The following is a 20,793-nucleotide window of genomic DNA, read 5'->3' as shown; positions in this document are numbered from 1 at the left end:
TCCAGGCGCGCAACGGACTCCGGGTAGACGTCATCCAGAGGATGCCCCAGGGCGAGGCGATCCGTGACGATGTGGTTGCAGCAGTAGCAGGCGACCTGGAAGTCTCCGCTCTGGAGCGCGTGCTGGAAGGCGCTGCGGATGAGCTCCAGCGAGACGGAGATGGGACGCGTCCAGTAGCTGATGAGCTCCAGGGTGTAGAGCGCCTTGCCCTGCACGGCGGAGAAGTGGTGGCGCTCGACGAGCTTGCACGCGAGCTCGCCAAAGGCATGGCCCCTCCGGTACCGCTTGAAGGCGGCCCCCAGGACCAGGCCGTACCAGGCGTACCCATGCACGGAGGCCTCCGCGTTGCCGTGACGGAGGCTGAGCGAGACCAGCCGGCACAGCAGGAGGACCAGCAGGTTGTTATCCGTGATGAAGGCGGGGATGACCAGCGCGGCGTGCACGTTCATCACCGCCCTCATCTTCGGGTCCGTCACCAAGGGCAGATCGACGAGGCCCTCGATGGGGCGATCTCCCAGCAGGGCCCACACCCCCTCGTTGGCGGCCGTGACCTCGGCCCACGAGGGGCTGCGCGGCATGGGCATGCCAAGCCGGGCAAGACACTCCAGGAGGCAGGAGATGGCTTCCTCGCCCTCATTGGCGGTGAGGTGGATGTCGCTCTTCAGCCGGTAGACCGCGGCCATGTCCGTGGGAGTGCGGGCCCGGGACAGGAGCTCCTCCACCAGGCGGCGCGTCTCGGCGGCGTTGCCGCTCATGAGCTCGCTGCTGGCCCGGTCGAGCTGGACCTTGAAGGCCAGATCCGGATCCGTCACCCAGGGATCGCCGGGGAGGAGCTCGAAGGCCGCCTTGAAATAGGCGACGGCTGAGCGGAACGCCGCCGAGGAGCGAGCCCTCCAGCCAGCCTCGGCGTTCAGCTGCGCGAGGCGGTGTCGCTCCCTGGAGTCATTGATCAGGTCCACCCCGGCGTTGAGCTGTCCCACCACGTCGAAGACCTTCTCGCGCACCTCCTCGGCGGACAGGCGCGCCAGCAGCAGCCGGCCGATGCGCAGGTGGACGGCCTTGCACTCCTGCTCGGGGATGAGCGCGTAGGCGGCCTGCTGGACGCGATCATGGAGGAACCGGAACTGCTCCGGGCCGCCGCGCACCAGCATGCCCTCCTGGAGCGCCCGCTCGAGGCCCGGCTCCACCTCGTCCGGCGCCAGGCCGGAGATGATGATCAGCAGCGGGAGCGAGAAGCCGTTGCCTGCGCACGAGGCCAGCTGCAGCAGGAGCTGCGTGCGGAGGGGGAGCTGACGCAGCTTGCTCACCATGAAGTCGACGACGTTGTCCGAGTACTCCTTCGCTCGGACCCCCTCGGCGTCCCACCGCCACCGCCCCTCGGGCGTGCGCGTCAACAAGCCGTCCTGCACCAGCGTCGACATCCACTGCATGAGGAAGAACGGGTTGCCGCCGGTCTTCACGTGGACCAGGGCCGAGAGAGGCCCGACGATGGCGGGCTCGGCTCCTGGGAGCGTGTCGGCGACGAGCTGCTGGACCTGCTCGAGGCTCAGCGCCTCGAGGCGGATGTCGGTCATCCGCGCCCCCGCCTTGCGCATCTCCGCCAGGGCCAGCGCCAGGGGATGGGAGGGGCTCACCTCGTTGTCGCGGTAGGCCCCGATCAGCAGCAGCGGCGGCGTGTCCGGGTGGGTGAGCAGGAACTGGAGGAGCTGGAGGCTGGCCAGGTCGGCCCACTGGAGATCATCCAGGAACAAGACGAGCGGGTGCGCGGGCGTGGCGAACACGCCGAGGAACTTCTGGAGCAGCCGGGTGAAGCGGTTCTGGGCCTCCACGGGGGGCAGCTCCTGGGCCGGCGGCTGTCGGCCCACGACGAACTCCAGCTGGGGCACCACGTCCACGAGCACCTGGCCCTGGTCCTCCCACGCCTCGTGCAGCCGCTCCCGCCACTGCACGAGCTGCTCGTCCGTCCCCGCCAGCAGCTGCTGCGTCAGCCCGCGGATGGCCTGCGCCAGGGTGGCATAGGGGATGCCTCGCTGGAACTGGTCGAACTTGCCGCTCAGGAAGAAGCCGTGGCGCCGCACCACCGGCTCGTGCAGCTCGGACACCACCGAGGACTTGCCAATGCCCGAGTACCCGCGGACCAGCATGAACTCCGGGCACCCGCCCTGGGTGACACGCTCGAGGCCCTGGAGCAGCGTGGCCACCTGCGCGTCCCGCCCATAGAGTCGCTGGGGGAGCTGGAAACGACTGGGTGTGTCGTGAAGGACCAGTGGAGAGTCCTCGAGCACACCCGAGACCTCGAGCATGCGCATGAAGGAACCTTGTGACGCTAGATGGCCCGCGAGCCCCAGCGGAAGCCGACTTTCGTCAAATGGTTGACCGGCCTACACCTATGGAAGGGGCCTGCCCAGGCCGTCCCCGGAAGCTCCTGGGAACGGCCTGAGCGCGCTGCCGGGCTCAGGTGCACATCAGCCAACTACACTTGCCCGAGAGACACTCGCGGCCCGTGGAGCACAGCGCCCCCCTCGCCTTCTTGTTCTGGCACGAGCCCGCGTTGAGCCCCCACCCGCAGTACTGGGCTGTGGCGCAGTCGTTGTCGCCGTCGCAGATGCAGCTGCCGTTGAGGCCGCTGCAGCCATCAATTGCGTTGCAGGCGCTGCTAACGCACTCCTGGTCGAAGCGGCAGGTGTCGCCGATCACCTTGGAGTTGGGCGCGTAGGCCTTGCCGCACGTGGTGGGGTACTGCGCCTCGCGGGTGGCCTTGGGCACGTAGGCGGCCACGCCGCTGGTGTCGATGTCCGACGCGGGATTGGCCATGCCCGTGCGCGTGCTGTTTGCCCGCTCCCACATCTGGATGAACTTCTCCGAGGAGCCCTCCAGGCCCGTGGTGTTGACGCCGAGCTGCCGCAGATCCCTCACCACGTCCGGCAGCAGGCCCACGTGGGCCAGGCCGTACACATCGAAGTCCGTGCCCAGCCGCGCTGGCCCGGAGATGCGCTGCTGGTTCATCTGCGCATCCGCCTCGGCCCGGAAGCCGGCCGAGCACGCCCCGTTGTTGCCGAAGCGCGGGCGGGTCTGCTGGATGAAGCCGTTGAGATCCGCGCCGAACGCCATGGGGACCTTCAGGCCCTGGCGGCCGAACTCGTAGGCCTGGGCCAGCGAGCGCGTGGAGCCATGGCAGCTGTTGGCCACGGTCGTCCGGGTGTACGAGCGCGTCTCGTCATGCGCGGTGCGCAGGCCGAAGATGCCGCCCGTCTGCCGCAGGTAGCGCACCACCCAGGCCGGCGTCGTCTTCTCCGTGGCCGCCAGCTCCGGGTTCATCACCTCGCGGAAGTGGCCGTGCGAGATGTAGAGCGGGTAGTACGTCCTCGCCTGGGAGAGGGCGAAGGTGTCCTGCACGCTGCGCTCGGACATGTGCGCCATGTCAATGAGCATGCCCTTGGTCATCATCTCCTGGACCAGCAGCTTGCCATCGGGAGACAGCCCCTTCACGTTGCGGCAGCTCGAGTCCACGTCGAAGCCGAGCGTGAAGCCGGGGCCGGTGAGGCCGCAGTCGGTGTCGATGTGGCAGTTCTCCAGGAACTGGGCGGCCTGGAAGATGGCGTTGTGCGGCGCCGCGCCGCCGAAGCGGTTGTCCAGCTGGTGCACCGGCTGCAGCGAGCGCACGCCCAGCGAGTAGACGCGGTTGAGCTCGGTGCGCCAGTCCCGGGTGCCGAACAGCTTGCTCGACTCGATGGAGAGCACCATGGCCAGCTTGCCCGCGGCGATGATCTGCCGGGCGTGCGCCGGCGACTGCGCGATCTCCGCCCAGCTCGTGCGCGCGTCGAAGTCGCGCGCCATCTGCAGCTGAACGTCCACGTCCATCATCTCGTCACAGGGCCGCTTGATGTTCTGGTACGGCAGCGCCCGGCAGAGGAACTCGTTGCTCACCAGCGAGATCATCACCAGGGACATGCCGCCCTGGTGCGCCTTCTGGAGCCAGCCCTCCCACGCCTGCTGGTGGGCGATGGTGTCCCAGCGCGGCCACTGGGTCGGCACGCTCATGCGGCCCAGGTGCAGGCCGGTGTCGCCCTCGGTGCCCTCGATCTTGCCGATGAACTCCGAGGCCGCGGCGCCGCCAATGCCGAAGAAGGCGGAGAGCAGCGGGACACTGCCCAGGTTCACGTTGCCCGAGTTGGGGCACAGGTTGAGCATGTTGCTCAGGTCCATGCGCACGCGCGCGTGATCGCTCTCGGGCTGCCCCCCATCACACGTCACCAGGCTGCCGGTGTGGTTGCCGTGAAACCAGCCGCCGCCGAAGGCCTCCTCGGCGAACATGTGGTGGTGCAGCTCCGCGAAGCCCGGCACGGCGACGGCCTGGGCCACCTCGCCAGTGGGGGCCTCCTGCGCCTCCAGCTCATCCTCCATCACCGGGTTGCAGCCCTGGCTCAGCGCCAAGACCGACACGAGAGAGAGGGACAGACAGCTCCAAGGACCCAGGCTGGTACGTCTCCGCATGTGGTGCTCCTTCCAAGTCGGTGGAAAGCGCACTGGGAGTCGCAGAATTCGGCCGCTTTTTCAAGGAGCGCTGGTTTTCCCTGCATCCGTATCAGAAGGATTTTTTCGTGGGAGGCAGCCCACTCATTGCGTCTTCCGCAGCTCTTCGGCGAGCGCCTCGAACAGAGCGCGGCAACCCTCTTCGCGGGCCTTGGGCATGTCCGCGCCGTCGAAGAACGCGCCCTGCTCGGTGTAGGTGAGACGCGTGCCGTTACCGGCTGGGACGATCTCCACGGTGGCGAGCGAGGCGGAGAGCCGTTTCTCGCCGACGGTCATCGAGTACACGAGCACGATTCGCTGGTCGGGCACGATGTCCTGGTAGGTCGTGTAGTTGCGGATCTCCGGGCCGCCTTTGAAGCGGAAGCGTGAGAACTCGTTACCACCTTCGCGAAAGTCGACCGTGAACTCCTCGACCTCCCAGCCCTCGCCCTCGGCAAACCAGCGACGCTTGGTCGCTGGGTTCGAGAAGGCCGCGAACACACGAGAGGCAGACACCGGGTACGTCCGCTCGATGCTGAAGGTGCTGTGAACGACGGAGCTCTGATGGGTCATGACGTGTTCCTTTCCTTGCTTCGTGAGACGGCAGGTCATTCAGACGGCGCGCGCGGAGTGCGCCGTCCTGGCTACTTCTCCTTGTCCTTGTTCGCTTCCCGGGGCTTGGGCGCCTCTTCTTCCGCCAGGATGTCCCCCAGTCGATCGAGTCGACGCTCCCAGAGAGCGCGACGCTCGACGATCCACCGCTCCGCGACCTTGAGCCCTTCCGGCTCGATGCGGCACGTCCGCACGCGGCCGACCTTCTCGGTGCGGATGACTCCGCTCTGCTCGAGCACCTGGAGGTGCTGAACGACCGCCGCGAGGGTCATGTCCAGGGGCTTCGCCAGGTTCGTGACCGAGGCCGGTCCCTGGCTCAGCCGCTCTACGAGCGCCCGGCGCGTGGAGTCCGCGAGCGCGTGGAAGACTCGGTCGACAGCGGATTGCTTAACCATTGGCTTAAGTATTCACCGCCGCATCCTGATAGTCAAGTGGACACTTGAGTTTTGACCGGGCCCGCTCGCTGGCCTGCTCCTGGCGCTCTTCGAAGCGCACGACGCACATCGCGGTTGATGAGGGACTCTTGTCCAAGGAGTATCCCCGGCCATGAGCCCTCCACGATTCCTCGGACTTCGCACCACCATCTACCCGGTGACGGATCTGGCCAAGGCGCGGTCCTGGTACAGCGCAGTGCTGGGAGTAGCGCCGTACTTCGACGAGCCCTTCTACGTGGGCTTCAACGTGGGCGGCTTCGAGCTGGGCCTGGACCCGGACACGTCGGCCCAGGCGCCGGGCGCGGCAGGCGGCCTCGCCTACTGGGGCGTGGAGAACGCGGACCAGGCCTGGGCCCGCCTGCTGGAGCAAGGGGCCGCGCCGCTCAGCCCAGTGCGCGAGGTGGGCGGCGGCATCCGCGTGGCCACCGTGAAGGACCCGTTCGGCAACGTGCTCGGCATCATCGAGAACCCGCACTTCCCCAACACCGCGTCCTGACCCAGCCGGCGATGTCAGACCCAAGTGGATTATTCCAGCCATAACCCAATAACCATGAAGGATGGGACTTATGGAACTACAGGGAATCCGCTGGATGCCACTTCTCATGACCCTTGCGGCGTTCGGCCAGGCCGCCGCGACGCCGTTGCAGAGCGGCAACGTCCTGGTGAGCACGGGGAACACCCTCTCCGAGTACACCCAGGCGGGCGCATGGGTGCGCACCGTCCCCATCCCGTATCCCGGAGGAACGCGCCCTGGCACGGAGACGGCCCGGGACATGGTGGTCGACGCGAGCGGCAACCTCGCCCTCTACAACGGCACGTTTGATCCGTACCTGAGCCAGTACGACGTGGCCACGGAGAGCTGGGCGCATGCGACGCACACGGGCTGGAGCACGGCCAACAACGTGAGCTACGGGGGCCTGGCGCGCTTCGACAGCTTCGTCTTTGCCACGGACATGTTCACGTATGGAACTGGGGACAGTCCCCGGGGGCTGGTCCGCTTCGAGCTGGGAGGCGCGACCCCGGTGCGGTTCGCGGACGCGGTGGACTTCATCGACGTCGCGCTGGGTCAGGATGGGCTGCTCTATGGCCTGACGAGCAACGAATACACCGTCCACGTGTATGACCCGTCCACGCTGGCGCTGGTGCGCACGGTGTCGCTGCCCTTTGGCAAGTCCATCCGGGGCATCGCGGTCAGCCAGGCGGGGGAGATCTACGGCGCCTCGTGGGATGATTATATCTACCGCTTCAGCGCCGCCGGAGTGCAGCTCAGCCGGCTCTACAGTGGGACCTATGATCTGATCGACATCGATCTCTCGGACGACGGGGTCCTCGTCGTGGGCTCGCGCTCTGGCAGGGTGATCTTCACGGATCTGCAGCTGCTCAACCTGAGCTCCTTCACCGTGGGCAGCTCCCCCGCCTTCGTCACCATCGTCCCGCCGCAGCAGCCTCCCCCGGCCTCCGACACCCTGCTGATCTCCTCGGGCAACACCGTGCTGGAGTACACCGTGGACGGCCAGCTCGTCCGGACCCTCCCCATCCCCTCCAGCGACTACGCGCGGGATCTCACCGTGAGCCCGGGCGGAGGGATCGAGCTCTACAACGGCACGTTCACCCCGTCCCTGAGCCGGTATGACAGCGCGGCAGCGGCCTGGACGCACTGGACGTATGCGGGCTGGAGCACCGTCAACAACGTGAGCTACGGCGGGATCGCGAGCTGCCAGAGCGCGATCTTCGTCACGGACATGGCCACGGCTGGAGCCGGAGCTCCCCGGGGGCTCGTCCGCTTCGATCTGTTCACGGGGGCGGCCCAGCGGTTCGCGGACACGGTGGACTTCATCGACGTCACGCTGGGCCAGGACGGGCGGCTCTACGCGCTGGCGAGCAACGAATACACCGTCTACGTCTATGACGCCTCCACGCTGGCGCTGGTGCGCACGGTGTCCCTCCCCGCGTACGTCCGGGCCATCACGGCCAGCGCGACGGGCGAGCTCTACGGCGCCTCGTGGGATGACCACATCTACCGGTTCAGCGCCTCCGGCGTGTTGCTGGGGCAGCTCCACAGCGGGGCCTACGATCTGATCGACATCGACATCTCGTCTGTGACTCAGGAGGTGGCAGTAGGCTCGCGGTTCGGCACGGTCATCCTCACGGACCTGGAGCTGGGCAGCCTCCACGCCTTCTCGGTCGGGAACTCGGAGGCGTTCGTCTCCTTCAGCACGCCGGCGGCCGGCTCGAACTGAGGTGCGCCAGGCCCGCATGCGCAAGCCCTCAAGCTTGCGCATGCAGGGTGTCTACCGGCTCACCGGACACTCGGCATTGCTGCCGATGATTGGGCAGGTGACCGGCCCTGTCCCCTTCGCGAGAGCCCTGTTCTCCCGATGGCTCCTGACAACGATGAGCGCGCCCTCGGACCAGTTCCGCGCCACGGACTCGCAGTCCTGCCGCAGGCGTGCACCTCGATTCTGCAGATCCGCGGTGCACCCGTCCCACCTGGGGCGCGCGATGCACACGGGGCCCTGCGCATTCCAGACGGACTCGAGGGCAAAGCCCTCCATCCAACGACACACCGCTTCTTCTTGTCCGGGTGATGAACGACGTCATCAATCGCCTGATGGACGGCGGAGGTAGGGCTGGGCTCCGTGAGGCTGAGGTTGATGACCTGTGCTCCCTTCTCTGAAGCCAGGGAGATGGCCTCAGCCATCGCCTGGGGCCCGCAGTTGAAGTACCCCTTCTTGATGATGCCGATACGGATGGGGAGCAGCTTGCAGCCAGGAGCAACTCCGGTGGCGCCCTTCCCCGAGGCGGCGATGATGCCCGCGCAGGCCGTGCCGTGGGCATTGGCTGGGTCGTTGAAAGGCTGTGCCGTCTTCTCGAACAGGCTGTAGCCAGGCAAGAGATTGCCCCTGAGGTCTGGGTGCTCGAGGTCCACGCCACAGTCGATCACCGCCACGCGGATGTCCGGGCTACCGCGGGTGAAGTCCCGCCAGACGCTGGGGATACCGATGCGATTCAGTCCCCACATCCGGGAGGCAGAGAGCTCGAGCCCTGGAGGGTTCCTGGTGGGAAGGAGGGACACCTTCAGCAGGCTCTCGAAGCGCGGCTGAGCCAGGGTCGGCGGCTCCTCTGTCGCAAGGGTATTCGCGAGCTGGAAGGCATCGCCCTTCAAGGGACGGAGCACATGAAAGGGAAACCGGGAGGAAGGCCCCTGCACGAGCGTGGCCTTGAAGGCCTCGAGCAGGGCGCGGATCTGCTTCTCGCTCCTGCCCTGGAGATAGGCGTTCACGTGCCCATCCGGGATGAGCCGGGAGCCGTCGGGGGTGTCGAAGACGTCCGGCCCCAGGCTGAAGGCCTTCACCGCCAGGAAGTTGGACTTGGAGTGGGACTTCAGGAGCTCCTTCGAGACTTCTGGCTTGATCGGGAGCAGGAGCTGCCCTTCCTGCCACAGGGGGATGATGTCCTGGCTGCTACCCAAGCCCTCCTGAGCCATCCATTTTTCCACCGAGCCCTTCAGCACCTTGCCGGGCGGACCGTGCACGACCACCCCTTCGGCTGATCGCTGGAGGTGCACCGCTTGGCCATCATGAAGGTAGTAGTTCAACCGTGTCTCCGTTCCCATGGGGCTGCACCTGAGACGCAGCAAGCGACGTGCCGCAGGAAAAGCCTCGAAGTTCCAAGAACGCCGGTGACCGCCGACAGCGCTCCTTCCATTGGAGTGGACAACCTGTCCAGCAGGGTGGACATGGGCGGAGCTGCGGCCAGTGGCAACCCAGGGCCCACTCAATGCTATGTAAAGGTGGCCAATGGATACCTATCGGATTGAGCAACTCGGTCTTGCGGTGGAGAAGGGCTCACTGGGCGTCCGGGCTACGCTGGAGCTCGGGGCCAACTCCTCCCTGGAGAACCCCCTCACCCATCAGCGCATCAACCAGATCACGTTCCAGGTGCTGGACGATCAGCTGCTCCCTTGCGCCCCCGCGGCGGTGGTGGCGCTTCCGCCGATCTTGCTGAGTGTCGTGGAGGTGGCCGACGACATCGCCCTGCTCATCACGAAGGCGTTCCAGGAGTCTCTCTTCCACATCGAGCGCCGCTCCGCGCAGCTCCTGGCGCTGGGGCTGCAACCGCTCGTGGACCCGGAGACGCTCGAGCTGTCCGCGGAGCTGGACTCGGGGGTGACCTCCTTCGTGCTGGTGATGGACCGGGTGGGCAACTTCCGGGTGGGCCGGGCGCAGCGACTCGGGGAGGTGCTATTGGGGCAGGCCGCGCACCGCTTCGAGCTGTCCGAGTTCCGGGATCGGGAGGCGCTTGCGGGCTACCTGGGCGTGCTCATTGATGAGGCCCGTGCCATGAGGCAACCGGCCTCCCCCAACACCGTGGTGCGCTTCTCGGAGCTGGCGGCGCTCCTTGGGCCGGAGGCGATGGTCCCCCTGCACTGCAGCCTGGAGATGCTCGTAAAGCTCTCGGTCAACGGGGAGCCCTACCGGTTCGCCGCGTCCCGGTTGGTCGGCCGCACGTTCCGCGGACTGCTGGCGGGCACCAAGGGCATGGTCTGGGCGGAGCGCTTCGAGCTGGACAGCTTCCCCGGCATTGGTCCGCTGGTAGCGCGCCTGCTGAATGTTCCGGTGGAGCTCGTGAAGCTGGTCGGAGAGGACTCGCCACAGACGTGAAGACGTGAGCCCTGGGCGCCACCGCGCTCAACGCGCGCGGTTCGTGACGGTGGCCGTTCCAGGCCAGCCCTTCGGCTCCCGGCAAGCGGGCTACTGGCGATGCGTCTCCTGGGCGCTGGACGCGAGCAAGCGCAGGGGTGTCTCTCGGCCCATGGCGAGGAAGGGGGCCCAGTAGTGGGGGTGAGGTTGGGTCCGCCGCAACTCGCGCATCGCCTCGCGCAGTGCCGTGGAGCGGCCCTGCCCCCCGAGCAGGTGGCGATAGTAGGCCTCCATCAGCGTGCGAGTCGTCTCGTCGTTCACCTTCCAGAGGCTCATGACGACGGTCTCCGCTCCCGCCACGAGGAAGGCCCGGCGCAGCCCGTAGACGCCCTGGCCCAGTTTGACGTCGCCTCGCCCGGTATCGCACGCGGAGAGGACGACGAGCTGGGTGCCCCAGAGGTTGAGGCCCGCCAGCTCCAGCGCCGTTACCAGCGCATGCTCAGCCGAGGGCTGGGCGGGGCTGGAGCCGGAGGACGCCGGGGCGCTCGCCCCCGCCAAGACAAGGCCAGAGCGCAGCAGGGGGTCCGAAGGGCTGGGTGCCAGCGTCTCCTCGCCCAGCTCGCCGAAGTGGACCACGGCGCGAGAGGCCGGGAGCTGGGGCGCGTCCTCGAGGAAGAAGCCATGGGTGGCCAGGTGGAGGATGCCGGGAGGAGGCAGCTGCAGCAGCCGCTCCTTGGTGGCCTCGGGGCCCAGGAAGAGCTGGGCCTGGGGCAGCAGGCGCTGGATGGCCTCGGCCTCCTGGCGGGTGCCCGGCAGTGGGGTGAGGGCCCAGGCGCGTTGCGCCAGGTCCGCGCGCAGCATGGAGAAGGAGCGCTCGCTGGGCATGGCGCGCTCGGCTAGCGCGGGAGCGTCCTCCTGGGGGAGAGGGCGTGCTGGGAGGGGGGCGCTGAAGTCTGGATCGGCGAGGACGACCACGGAGCCAGGGGGAGCGCTCTCCTGGGGGCGCGGCAGCAGGTTCTTGCCGGAGGGGAGGTAGGTGAAGTCGAAGACGTCGACGAGGAATTGCTGGCCATCGTGCAGAGCGGCGAAGGGCACCAGGGCGAGCTGGCCATCCGGCGAGAGGAAGAGGCGGTGGGTAGCACCCAGCAGCGGAAGCAGGGGTTGGAAAGCGAGCTGGTAGAGCGCCTGAGCGGGGGCCTGGAAGCCCACGTCGCGGTTGGCCAGCGCGTCCCGCAGACGCAAGGCGGCGGAGTCCACGGGCTCGGCGGGCCCCAGGTCGCGGAAGCGGAGGGTGGCGTCAGGGAAGAGCACCAGCGCCAGGTAGCGCAGCTGGCCGGGGCGCTGATGTCTGGGTGTGCCGGGCCTGGGCACGAGCGGGCGGTCCACGTAGGTGATGAACTCGACGAGGGCGGCGTCCTTGGGCAGGGCCGCGGCGACACGGTCGACGATCTCGGCGGGAGAGGGCAGTGCGGCCAGAGCACGCAGGGGGGCGGAGCGCCGGGCCAGGTCGGCTTCGAGGGCAGTGCCCTGCTCGGCGAGCTCTTCGAGACGCCGCTGGTAGGCGGCGGGTGGAAGCGAACCGGGGCCTTGGAGTGACAGCTGGGCCAACTGGGTGCGCAGCCCCTGCAGCCGCTCGAAGGTGTCTCTGTCCTGCGCGCCCAGGCTCCGGTAGACGGTACGGGAGATGTCGGAGCTCTCCTCGACGGAGCGGCCTTTGAGGAGGAGCGCGGCGCCGAGGGCCAAGCGTCTGACGTTGACATCGTCTGGGTGGGCGCGCAGCAGCGCGTAGAGCCGTTCCTCGTCGGTGCGTAGGAACTGGAGGAAGCTGGCCAGGCGCTCTTCGGAGAAGCCGAGCGACTCCCGGCGCAGGCGCTGCTCGGACAGGGCGAAGGCGCGCGTGAGCAGCGGCAGGGCCTCGGCGAGGCGCCGCTGGGCCAGATGAAGCACGCCGAGGTGGTTGAGCGTTTCAGCGACGCTGGGATGGTTCTCTCCGAGAGTCGCTTCCAAAATGGCGAGAGCGCGCTCGTAGAGCGGCCTGGCTCGGCCGTACAACCCCTGGGCCGAGTAGAGGTCGGCAAGGTTGTTGAGCGGGGTGGCGACGCTTTCATGGTTCCTGCCAGTGGACGCTTCCTGAATGGCCAGCGCGCGCCGCAGGAGTGGCTCGGCACGAGCGTACAACCCCTGGGCCACGTAGAAGTTGCCGAGGCGGCAGAGCGTCGTGGCAACGTAGACATGGTTCGCGCCGAAGGTCGCTTTTTCAATGGCCAGCCCGCGCTGAAGGAGTGGCTCGGCACGAGCGTACAGCCCCTGGGCCACGTAGAGGCGGCCGAGGCCGAGGAGCGCGGTGGCGACGAAGCGACTGTTCTCGCCGAAGGCCCCTCTCCGAATGGCCAACGCGCGCTGGAGGATCGGCTCGGCACGAGCGTACAACCCCTGGGCCACGTAGATATCGCCGAGGTCGAGGAGCACATCGGCCACAAGGGGATGGTTCTCGCCCTGGGCCGCTTCCCGAATGGCCACCACGCGTTCAAGGAGTGGCTCAGCCCGGCCATACACCCCCTGTGCGAAGTAGAAGTAGCCGAGCCAGCTGAGCGGGTCAGCGACGAGGGGATGGTTCTTGCCGAGGACCGCTTCCCGAATGGCCACTGCGCGCTGAAGGAGCGGCTCGGCACGAGCGTTCAACCCTACATAAAGGTAGACGTTAGCGAGCTGCAAGAGCGAGGTGGCAACATCGGGAGGGTTCTTGCCGAGGGCCGCTTCCCGAATGGCCACCGCGCGCGCTTGGAGCGGCTCGGCACGAGCGTTCAACCCCACATGCAGGTAGAGGCCGGCGAGGCGATGGAGCGAGTCGGCGACGAGGGCATGGTCCTTGCCGAGGGCTACTTCCCGAATGGCCAGCGCACGCTCATAGAGCGGCTCGGCCCGGCCGTACAACCCCTGCAGCTCGTAGAGCCAGGCGAGGTCGTGGAGTGTTTGTGCACCCTCCGCATGGTCCTTGCCGAGGGCCGCTTCCCGAATGGCCAGCGCACGCTCATAGAGCGGCTCGGCACGAGCGTACAATCTCTGGGCCCGGTAGAGGTTGGCGAGGTTGTTGAGCGTCTCGGCGACACTGGAATGGTTCTTGCCGAAGACCGCTTCCCGAATGAGCAGCGCACGCGCATACAGGGGCTCGGCCTGGCCGTACAACGCCTGGTCCGCGTAGAGGTTGGCGAGGGTGTTGAGCGTTCGAGCGATATCCGGGTGATGATTGCCGAGGGCCGACTCCCGGATGGCCAGCGCGCGCTGAAGAAGCGGCTCGGCTTGAGCCGCGTCCCCCTGAAGCAGGCGATGGAGACCGAGCATGTCCAGACACGTGGCGACGTCTGGGTGGGTGCCCCCGAGCACGGCCTCCCGCAGCGTCAGCGCCTGCTCGCCCCTCGAGATGGCGTCAGCGTACTGGCCCGCGTCCCAGAGCGTGTTCGCCTCGTCGAAGGCCGACTGCGCCTCCTGCAGCCGCGCGTCTGGTCTCTCCTCCGCAACCGCCGCGCCTGCCGCACAGCACAGCACCACGGCCATCATCATCCCGCGAACCCACTGCATGTCGGCGTCTGCCATCCGTCCGGTTTCAATATCCTGGCCCTGACTGGCCCATGCTGGCTCCTCTCGTGTCAGGTCCCTGCCCCCCTGCCCACCTGCCGACCCTGGCGGGAGCCTCGCGAAAGGATTCTGCACCCACGAGCTGATGGCGCCAGTGACCCGGAGAACATTGTAGAAAATCTGCGGAACCACACCCCGCGCAAGAGCGGCGACCCCATCGAGCCACGAGCGCGGCCAGCCGCGCCTGATGGCGCCCGGGGCTTTGATACATCCAGTGGAGGCGGCGGGAATCGAACCCGCAGCAAGGCGGAAGCAAAACCCTAAGCAGGTCGCGCTGTTACCGGCTAACGCCTGGATCTCACACTGGATCGTTCTCCCGCCCCGTTCCGTTTCGTCCCGTCTGGTTCCGCCTGATTCCGCGCTGGAGGGTCACACTGGGGGCACATGCGATTCCGTAACCGTCTTACCGGCTGACCGGACACGGCCTGCTGGGGCTGAAGCATTCCAGGACGGCAGCCATCATCGAGGGCCTCCCACTCGGGCCGGTGGAGTGTACCCGCGTCGGGCAGCGGCAACTCGGCCCGGTAGAGAGCGCCCGCGCTAGGCACCGCCCGCTCGCCACCATACGACGTGCAACTCCAGGCATTGCGGAGGGCGCAATAGGCAGCAGCGACTCCCATGGGAGCCTCCGCGCCGCCGCGTCGTTGCATCTCTACCCCTGCTCCAGCAGCAGCAGGGCATGGCGGACACTTCAGGCGCGCGACCGGGAGTCCGCCACCTGCCTACGATGAAGGATGGGCCCGTGGGCCGCAGCGGGAAGGCCGGAGGCCTTACGCTGATGATGAACAGGGCAAGAAGGGTCGGACACATCCGAAATACCGAAGAAGCCACCGAACAAGGCTACGGCCTTTTGAGCGCCTAACAAAAATCAGGATTGAGGCCTCGGAAGAGTATCAGGCAGCAGCCCAGCATGAGGAGGCCGAAGTGGACATCGTCCCGGCGTTCATCGCGCACGCGCAGGCGTCGCTGCTGATTGAGCCACGCGTTGGTGCGCTCCACCACCCATCGGTGCCGCCCCAACCGCTGCTTCGACTCAATGCCGGGCCGTGCGATTCGGGCAGTGATGCCGCGTCGGCGCAAGCCCCGGCGGTTCTTGCGCGAAGAGTACGCCTTGTCCGCATGCAGCTTGCCGGGCCGATGCCGGGGGTGACCGCGGGGCTGCGTCACGTCGGGCACTGCATCCAGCAGGGGGAACAGTTCGTGGGTGTCGTGGACGTTGGCTCCCGTCAGACTCTCGGCCAAAGGCATGCCGTTTCTGTCGACGAGAAGATGATGCTTACTGCCCGCCTTCGCTCGGTCCGTCGGGTTCTTGCCCGTGAGGGCCCCCCTTTTGAAGCTCGGACGCTTGAGGAGTCGATCGATGCGCGACTGAAGTCCACCTGCCCCCGCTGTCCCAGTTCGTTGAGGAGGTCGCGTTGCAATTGCTCGAACACCCCGGCGCGCGTCCACTGCTCCAGGCGCCGCCAGGCCGTCATCCCCGACAGGCCGAACTGCTTGGTCGGCAGCATCTCCCAGGGGATACCGGTTCTGAGCACGAAGACGATGGCCTCCAAGGCGGCCCGGTCACTGGCCCGTGGCCGACCGCGCCCAAGCTTCTTCTTCTTGGGAACCGGCGGCAGTGGGGCCACTCGCTCCCACAGCGCGTCCGGTACGAGTTCGCGAACCATGGCTCCCAGATGCTCATGGTCCGCCCGTTCATCCACCGGAGCGTCTACCCTCAAACCTTATTTTTGTTAGGCGCTCTTTGTGCTCTGCTTGGCAGCGGAGGGAGAGGAGTTCCGCTACAGGCGTCCAGGCTGATGCGGTAAGCAACCTCGGAGGGTACTGATGCATGCAGGAAAGGCAAAGACGCGAGTAAGTGGCCAGTCACCAGCGCAAGGGTGGATCGCCACGGCGAAGTTTGGGAAGAGGGGCATTCGGGCGCAGGACGACCGTTCCACCCTGACCGTTCATGCCCTCAACCCCGAACGTGGAACTGACTGGAGCATTTCTGGACGTCTTGATCTTCTGGAACGAGCCCTAATGACGGCTCCCCCGGAGCGCGGAGAAACGATCTATTTGACGACCGCCGGTTGGTTCGGGTGCGCGACCCCGAAGGGGGACACTGCAACCGGGCTGACATGGCTCTGTCTTTCCGAAGCAGAGGAAGAGTCCCTCAAGAAGGCCGTGGGACTCCTCGTCGAGAAACTCCCGCAGACAACGCAGGTGGCGATAGGGGTGGACCGACGCTACGGGTACGACGACCAGCAGGAACTCTGGTGGTTTCAAGGTGGATACAGCGATGTCCAGGCCACTCATGTGAGGACTCATAAGCCTGTCCCACGGAGCATCGGCGACTACCGTGTCCTGGCATTCATCTGCGGAGCCATCTACGGCTTTGGGGGTCCAGCGCTAGACGTCGGTCGTGACCTGAGCGGGACCGATGTCGTGCTGGACGCTGGCCATGCGAGCCTAAACCGGCAGTGGAACCCGCAAGTGCCATTGAGTCGGAAGCGCTGGGCGTTCCACCGGAGCATCAGGAAGATTGGTACGCAATGCGGTGCCGTGTTCTCTCACGCTCATGGAGACGACTACGCGTACGTTAGGAACTGTGACAATTGGATCGTGTACCGCAACGAACCTCCGTTCCCAGGCAAGCGAGAAGGAAGGCGCATCCAGCGGAGGTAGCGATCATTACGCAGTTTGGCAGAATCAGGCTGCACGATAGCGTTCTGCGGGCCTGTACTAGCTACTCTTCGCCGGACTCTGGTATCGGGGGAACAGTGAACGAACTGGATAAGTTTTTGGCCGATCTCAAGAAGCGTCTCCCCGAGCATCTTCGGGAGAAGTTACTCCAACCGCATGCTGCAGACGAACTCGTGAAGGAGTTGCCATCCCTCTTTCCTCCTGCCCGCCTTGCCACGGAAGCGGAGGACCGTCGGACATGGGAGTTAGCCGGTCTCCTTTACCTAAACCTTGGACGGCACCACGACGCCATCGCAATCTTCAATTCGATGCTCAAGCAGATGTACACGCATCAGGACAATACATCGACCTTCGTTCATAAAGGCGTCCCTCTGGTATGGATAGCCGACTGCTACCAAGCACTCGGCTATCGCGCTCTCGCCAAACGCTTCCTGATGCACACTCTTTGTGAGGACGCCATCGCGTGTGAAGGCAGGCTAAATCCGCTCGACATAGGGGCGTATCATCGCCTTGTGTGGCAATTCGGCCTGCCACACAAGATGATCCAAGACTATGCAGTCAAGATGGCAGGGTTCGCCTCAAAGAAATCCGAGTACAAGCTCTTTCCGGAAGCCATCCTCCTTGAGCTGGACTCGGATTGGCAGACTGAAATTCCGACGGCCCAGGAAGTCACTCAGTTTGTTTCGAACACCTTCTACATACGGCACCTGATGAGGCAACTCGGCGACGGTACGGGAACAGCGCTGGAGCGGCTCGCGCACTATCTCATGAGTTGTATACCTGGCATTCGGGTAGCCCGGCGGAAAAAGAGTTTTTCCAGTGATTACGATCTCGTCTGTGCGGTGGACGGGAGCGACGTCGACTTCCGGTCCGAACTCGGTCGCTACTTCGTCTGCGAATGCAAGGATTGGAATCATTCAGCTAACTTCACCTCGTTCGCGAAGTTCTGTCGCGTTCTGGATTCGGTGAAAGCCCGGTTCGGCGTCATCTTTAGCAAGAATGGTATCTCGGGAGACGCCCACACAACCGACGCTGTTCGTGAGCAGTTGAAGGTCTTCCAGGACCGCGGCCTCATCATCGTGGCGCTCGATGAAGGCGATCTAGAGGCACTGGCGGAAGGGAAGAGCTTGATTGCGATTCTTCGCCACAAGTACGAGGTGATCCGACTGGATCTACGCCCGTCTTGAAACTGCAACCTGTCAGCAGCGTATATAGTGTTGCCACACCTCCACACCGATCATCGCTCCCATCGTGAATTATGCAGGGCCTTATCGAACTCCCGGCAGAAGAAAGGCGACCAAGCGCGCCAGAACCTTGAACCTCGGACTGTTCAGGCGAGCGAGGCGACGCAACAGGCGCCGCTTCTCGGGCGTGTCATTCAGGCCTGGAGACGATCTTCAGGGTGCGCGGCATTTCGATCGCGGCCAGCGCGATCGTCTTCTCTCTTCGCGCAGCAGCGAGGTCCAGCCATTTCGAGCGGTCGCGCGGCGCGATGGCGGCTGAAACGCCCAGAGTTCAAGCCTCTGGGCGCCCATCCGCGCGAATTTCCTGATCCAGCTACGGGTGCCCAAGAGCCCGCGCTCCCCCGTGTTCCCCGTGATCGAAAGCCCGCGTTCCTCAAGCCTCATCAGCGCGTCCATCACCGTCAAGTAGTCTCGGGCGCCTTGACCCGTCCCTACTCCAGAACAGTTGCTCTCCATTTACTCTCCGACTCCTCAAGCCGATAGTGGTTTGGCAGCCGGATAATGGTCCGTTGATTCACAGCAGCAACCAGTCTCTCCGGAACATCAATGTTAAACAAATCTCGTACTACGTCAAAGCACGCGAACACAAAAGGTTCGATCGCCGCCCACACTTTGGCTTCACGTATGAACCCTTCAAGATGCTCCAAGGCGACGCTTAGGGCAGAGACGGAGGTAGGGTAGCCAAGAAGAACCGAGCGCAAAGCTCGTTTGTAGATGTCGACGTTGCGCTGGACTGAGAACGAGTAGTCCGTGAAAAACGCAGCGGGCAATCGGGCTCCGCGAAATCCATTGGCCACCAACGGCAGCAACACTCCCGCAGCCTTCGTTTGAGCAAGGATGCCTTGCACGACAGCGAACCTGACAAGATCAGTCGTGCCGACACATGTGACGCCATACTTTTCGCGCAAATACCCAGCCGTAACTGCATCATCGATGAGTATTGCACAGGACAATCCTGCCGCTTTCGCAATGATCGCAGATGCAATCGCAGGCTCCCCAAAGACCGATGTGGCTCTTTCAGTTTCTTCGGCATCAAAGCTTCGAGGAACTGCGACATTGGAAGCACTGATCCTCAGGTGTCCAACTATTCGATCCATAGAATCTCGAATGGCGGTCTGCTGCTCCTTATCAGCTTCGCGCATGATCAATCTCCCATCGCGCGTCACCATCATGGCCCCTGTGACCATCTGCAGTTCTTGGGAAGCCTTCATCAATGCATCGATAGCAAACTCGAACGTCTGGCTTGCGACCTGAATCTCAAATCCACACCGCTTTGGAAGATCCAGCAGGTCAGTCTTTTCCAGCATGAGCAAGCTCGTTTCATCCAAGAGGAGAGTCTTGACGGGCTTTAGGTTTTCAATTACCTCACTTAGCTCTCCGCTTGTCACTCGAATCCCGAGGTCGGGGATCCGCTGTAGCCCATCCCAAGCCCCTACAAAATCAGTACCAAGGAATTTGGAGGATGTATAAACTGGCACAACATTCTTTTTCAGATACTCTATCGCCTCTTCGCTCCGCTCCCTTCTCTTGTGGAGCATGGCCAGCATCTCACCCTGATCAGGCGTAATCTTTACGCGACGAATCAATGCTGGCGATGAGTCCGTGGATGAGGAGAGCATATCCCAAGCAAGTTGAAAGAGATAGACATGCTCCTCGCGAACCTGTGTAACAACACCTCGCAAAACACTGTTGCCAGAAGGCCACTCAATCTCGTCGTGTTGCCGTTTTCGATAGATCGCCTTGCCTAAAGGCTTCGTTATATCCACGTACTCGGTGCGAGGGAGATCATGCGAGGCAGCGCAAAAGTGAACAAGGCGCTCTTCCTGGCCTACCAGTACATTGACAATACACCCCTCCTCTACCCGTTCGCGCTCAAGCTTCTTGTCCAGATGGCGTGACGCCTCCAGAAAAACCCTGGTGAATTGAAAAACAGTTTTCTGGTTGGCCCAATCCGAGAGCGCAGCGGAAGCCGCAACACGCAAAGCCTCCTCAAATCGCTCGCAACGGAGCAGTAGGCCAGCGAAAGTGATTTGCTCTGAGGGCCTCAATTCCCCCTTTCTGATTTCCTCAAGAACTCGCGCGCACTCCAGGATACGATCGCGCCGCGCGAGAAGTGACGCGAGTTGCAGCAAATCTCGCGCAGATCGCTTGCGCTCAACAAGCTTCTGGCAAGTCTCAATTGCCGAATCGATATCGCCACGCCTTGCCAAAACAGCAATCCACACATCTTGTATGAAATCGCTCTCAGGCCGTGCCGCAGCGAGCTCTGATATGCGCTGCTCAGCCTCAGGCTCATTCGTCCGATACAGTGCCTCTGCGAGCATGTGCAACCACCGCTCATTGCTTGCTGCGGTGACGCCAAGAATTTCAAGAGCACGAATACTATCTCTGGGCATCTCCAATTGCATGAACAGCCGAGCCAATTGAAAAAGCTCGAGAACTGAGCCATCGCGGGCTGCTGCCAGTGCGGCGGATGCAGCTTTCTTGGCCTCATCTACTGCCCCAGCCTGACTTCTCAACCTCGCCTGCATGACGAGGAGTGAAAATGTATTAGGAGACCTTGAAAGCCTTGCCTCCACTGCCTCTAGCGCGCCCGAGGCCTCACCTGCTCTGGCAAGAGCCTCTGCTAGGCGAAGAAATGGAATGAGCGGAATCTCGTCGAGCTGTTTCCTCGGCCAGCGAATGGCTATGTATCCCTGCGCACGCTCGACACTCTTGTTTCTATCTGTATGCCACGCGCAATCAATGAGCAGTGCAAGTGACTCATCGTCCATTTCCTGCAATGGGACTCGCAGCAGCATTGATTCTGCCACATCTAATACACCAAGTTGCGCGGCTACGAATGCGGACCGGATCGCTGACGTATTGTCGTCAGCGTATTGAACGGCCTTGTCAAGGTGTGCGCGCGCGATTTCTTTCTGCCCGCACATCTCTGCAATAAGAGTCAGCCGCAATTCTACTTCAAAAACCGCGCCTCGATTGTTTTCACTATAGGCTTGTTTTGCGGCAGAATCCAGGATGGTTTCG

Annotated in this window: 13 protein-coding genes; 5 read left to right on the top strand and 8 right to left on the bottom strand. The window is 64.4% G+C overall.

What is annotated here, in order from left to right; genetic code table 11:
* The 4 genes from VD972_RS32385 to VD972_RS32370 form a co-directional block, all read right to left on the bottom strand.
* Positions 1-2,309: ATP-binding protein (locus VD972_RS32385; protein WP_324992657.1), on the bottom strand; the 2,309-nt coding region annotated here is incomplete at its 3' end.
* A gap of 145 nt (positions 2,310-2,454) precedes the next feature.
* Positions 2,455-4,494: a membrane dipeptidase gene (locus tag VD972_RS32380; RefSeq protein ID WP_324992656.1), complete on the bottom strand. Its 2,040-nt coding sequence runs from the start codon at positions 4,492-4,494 to the stop codon at positions 2,455-2,457.
* 123 nt (positions 4,495-4,617) lie between these two features.
* Entirely contained in the window at positions 4,618-5,085 is a 468-nt protein-coding gene (locus tag VD972_RS32375; RefSeq protein ID WP_324992655.1) for an SRPBCC family protein, read from the bottom strand.
* A gap of 71 nt (positions 5,086-5,156) precedes the next feature.
* Positions 5,157-5,519, bottom strand: a complete 363-nt coding sequence (locus VD972_RS32370; protein ID WP_324992654.1) for a metalloregulator ArsR/SmtB family transcription factor — start codon at positions 5,517-5,519, stop codon at positions 5,157-5,159.
* 151 nt (positions 5,520-5,670) lie between these two features.
* On the opposite strand from VD972_RS32370, the gene VD972_RS32365 reads away from it, so the two are divergent.
* Together VD972_RS32365 and VD972_RS32360 are read left to right on the top strand one after the other, a co-directional pair.
* Complete coding sequence (locus VD972_RS32365; RefSeq protein WP_324992653.1) at positions 5,671-6,054, top strand: VOC family protein; 384 nt, start codon at positions 5,671-5,673, stop codon at positions 6,052-6,054.
* A 106-nt stretch (positions 6,055-6,160) separates the two neighbouring features.
* Positions 6,161-7,798, top strand: coding sequence for a hypothetical protein (locus VD972_RS32360; RefSeq protein ID WP_324992652.1), 1,638 nt, complete (start codon positions 6,161-6,163; stop codon positions 7,796-7,798).
* Positions 7,799-7,857: 59 nt separating this feature from the next.
* Here VD972_RS32360 and VD972_RS32355 read toward each other — a convergent pair whose 3' ends face one another.
* On the bottom strand, positions 7,858-9,174 hold the full coding sequence (locus VD972_RS32355) for a S8 family serine peptidase (RefSeq protein ID WP_324992651.1): 1,317 nt from the start codon (positions 9,172-9,174) through the stop codon (positions 7,858-7,860).
* 184 nt (positions 9,175-9,358) lie between these two features.
* On the opposite strand from VD972_RS32355, the gene VD972_RS32350 reads away from it, so the two are divergent.
* Positions 9,359-10,222, top strand: coding sequence for a hypothetical protein (locus VD972_RS32350; protein ID WP_324992650.1), 864 nt, complete (start codon positions 9,359-9,361; stop codon positions 10,220-10,222).
* A gap of 90 nt (positions 10,223-10,312) precedes the next feature.
* Here VD972_RS32350 and VD972_RS32345 read toward each other — a convergent pair whose 3' ends face one another.
* Together VD972_RS32345 and VD972_RS32340 are read right to left on the bottom strand one after the other, a co-directional pair.
* Complete coding sequence (locus tag VD972_RS32345) at positions 10,313-13,795, bottom strand: CHAT domain-containing tetratricopeptide repeat protein (RefSeq protein WP_324992649.1); 3,483 nt, start codon at positions 13,793-13,795, stop codon at positions 10,313-10,315.
* 900 nt (positions 13,796-14,695) lie between these two features.
* A protein-coding gene (locus tag VD972_RS32340; protein ID WP_414654171.1) for an IS5 family transposase occupies positions 14,696-15,504 on the bottom strand; the annotation gives its coding sequence in 2 pieces (ribosomal slippage) (positions 14,696-15,156 and positions 15,156-15,504; 810 coding nt in all).
* A gap of 160 nt (positions 15,505-15,664) precedes the next feature.
* On the opposite strand from VD972_RS32340, the gene VD972_RS32335 reads away from it, so the two are divergent.
* A complete protein-coding gene (locus VD972_RS32335) occupies positions 15,665-16,504 on the top strand; it encodes a hypothetical protein (protein WP_324992647.1) in 840 nt (279 codons plus the stop codon).
* A 95-nt stretch (positions 16,505-16,599) separates the two neighbouring features.
* Positions 16,600-17,709, top strand: a complete 1,110-nt coding sequence (locus VD972_RS32330) for a hypothetical protein (RefSeq protein ID WP_324992646.1) — start codon at positions 16,600-16,602, stop codon at positions 17,707-17,709.
* 488 nt (positions 17,710-18,197) lie between these two features.
* On the opposite strand, the gene VD972_RS32325 is transcribed toward VD972_RS32330, so the two are convergent.
* Positions 18,198-20,793: tetratricopeptide repeat protein (locus VD972_RS32325; RefSeq protein WP_324992645.1), on the bottom strand; the 2,596-nt coding region annotated here is incomplete at its 5' end.

Source organism: Hyalangium sp. (assembly GCF_035629615.1).
In the GTDB taxonomy this organism is placed as follows: Bacteria; Myxococcota; Myxococcia; order Myxococcales; family Myxococcaceae; genus Hyalangium.
The sequence above is the reverse complement of the archived record's forward strand: the minus strand, read 5'-3'. Positions and strand labels throughout refer to the sequence as shown.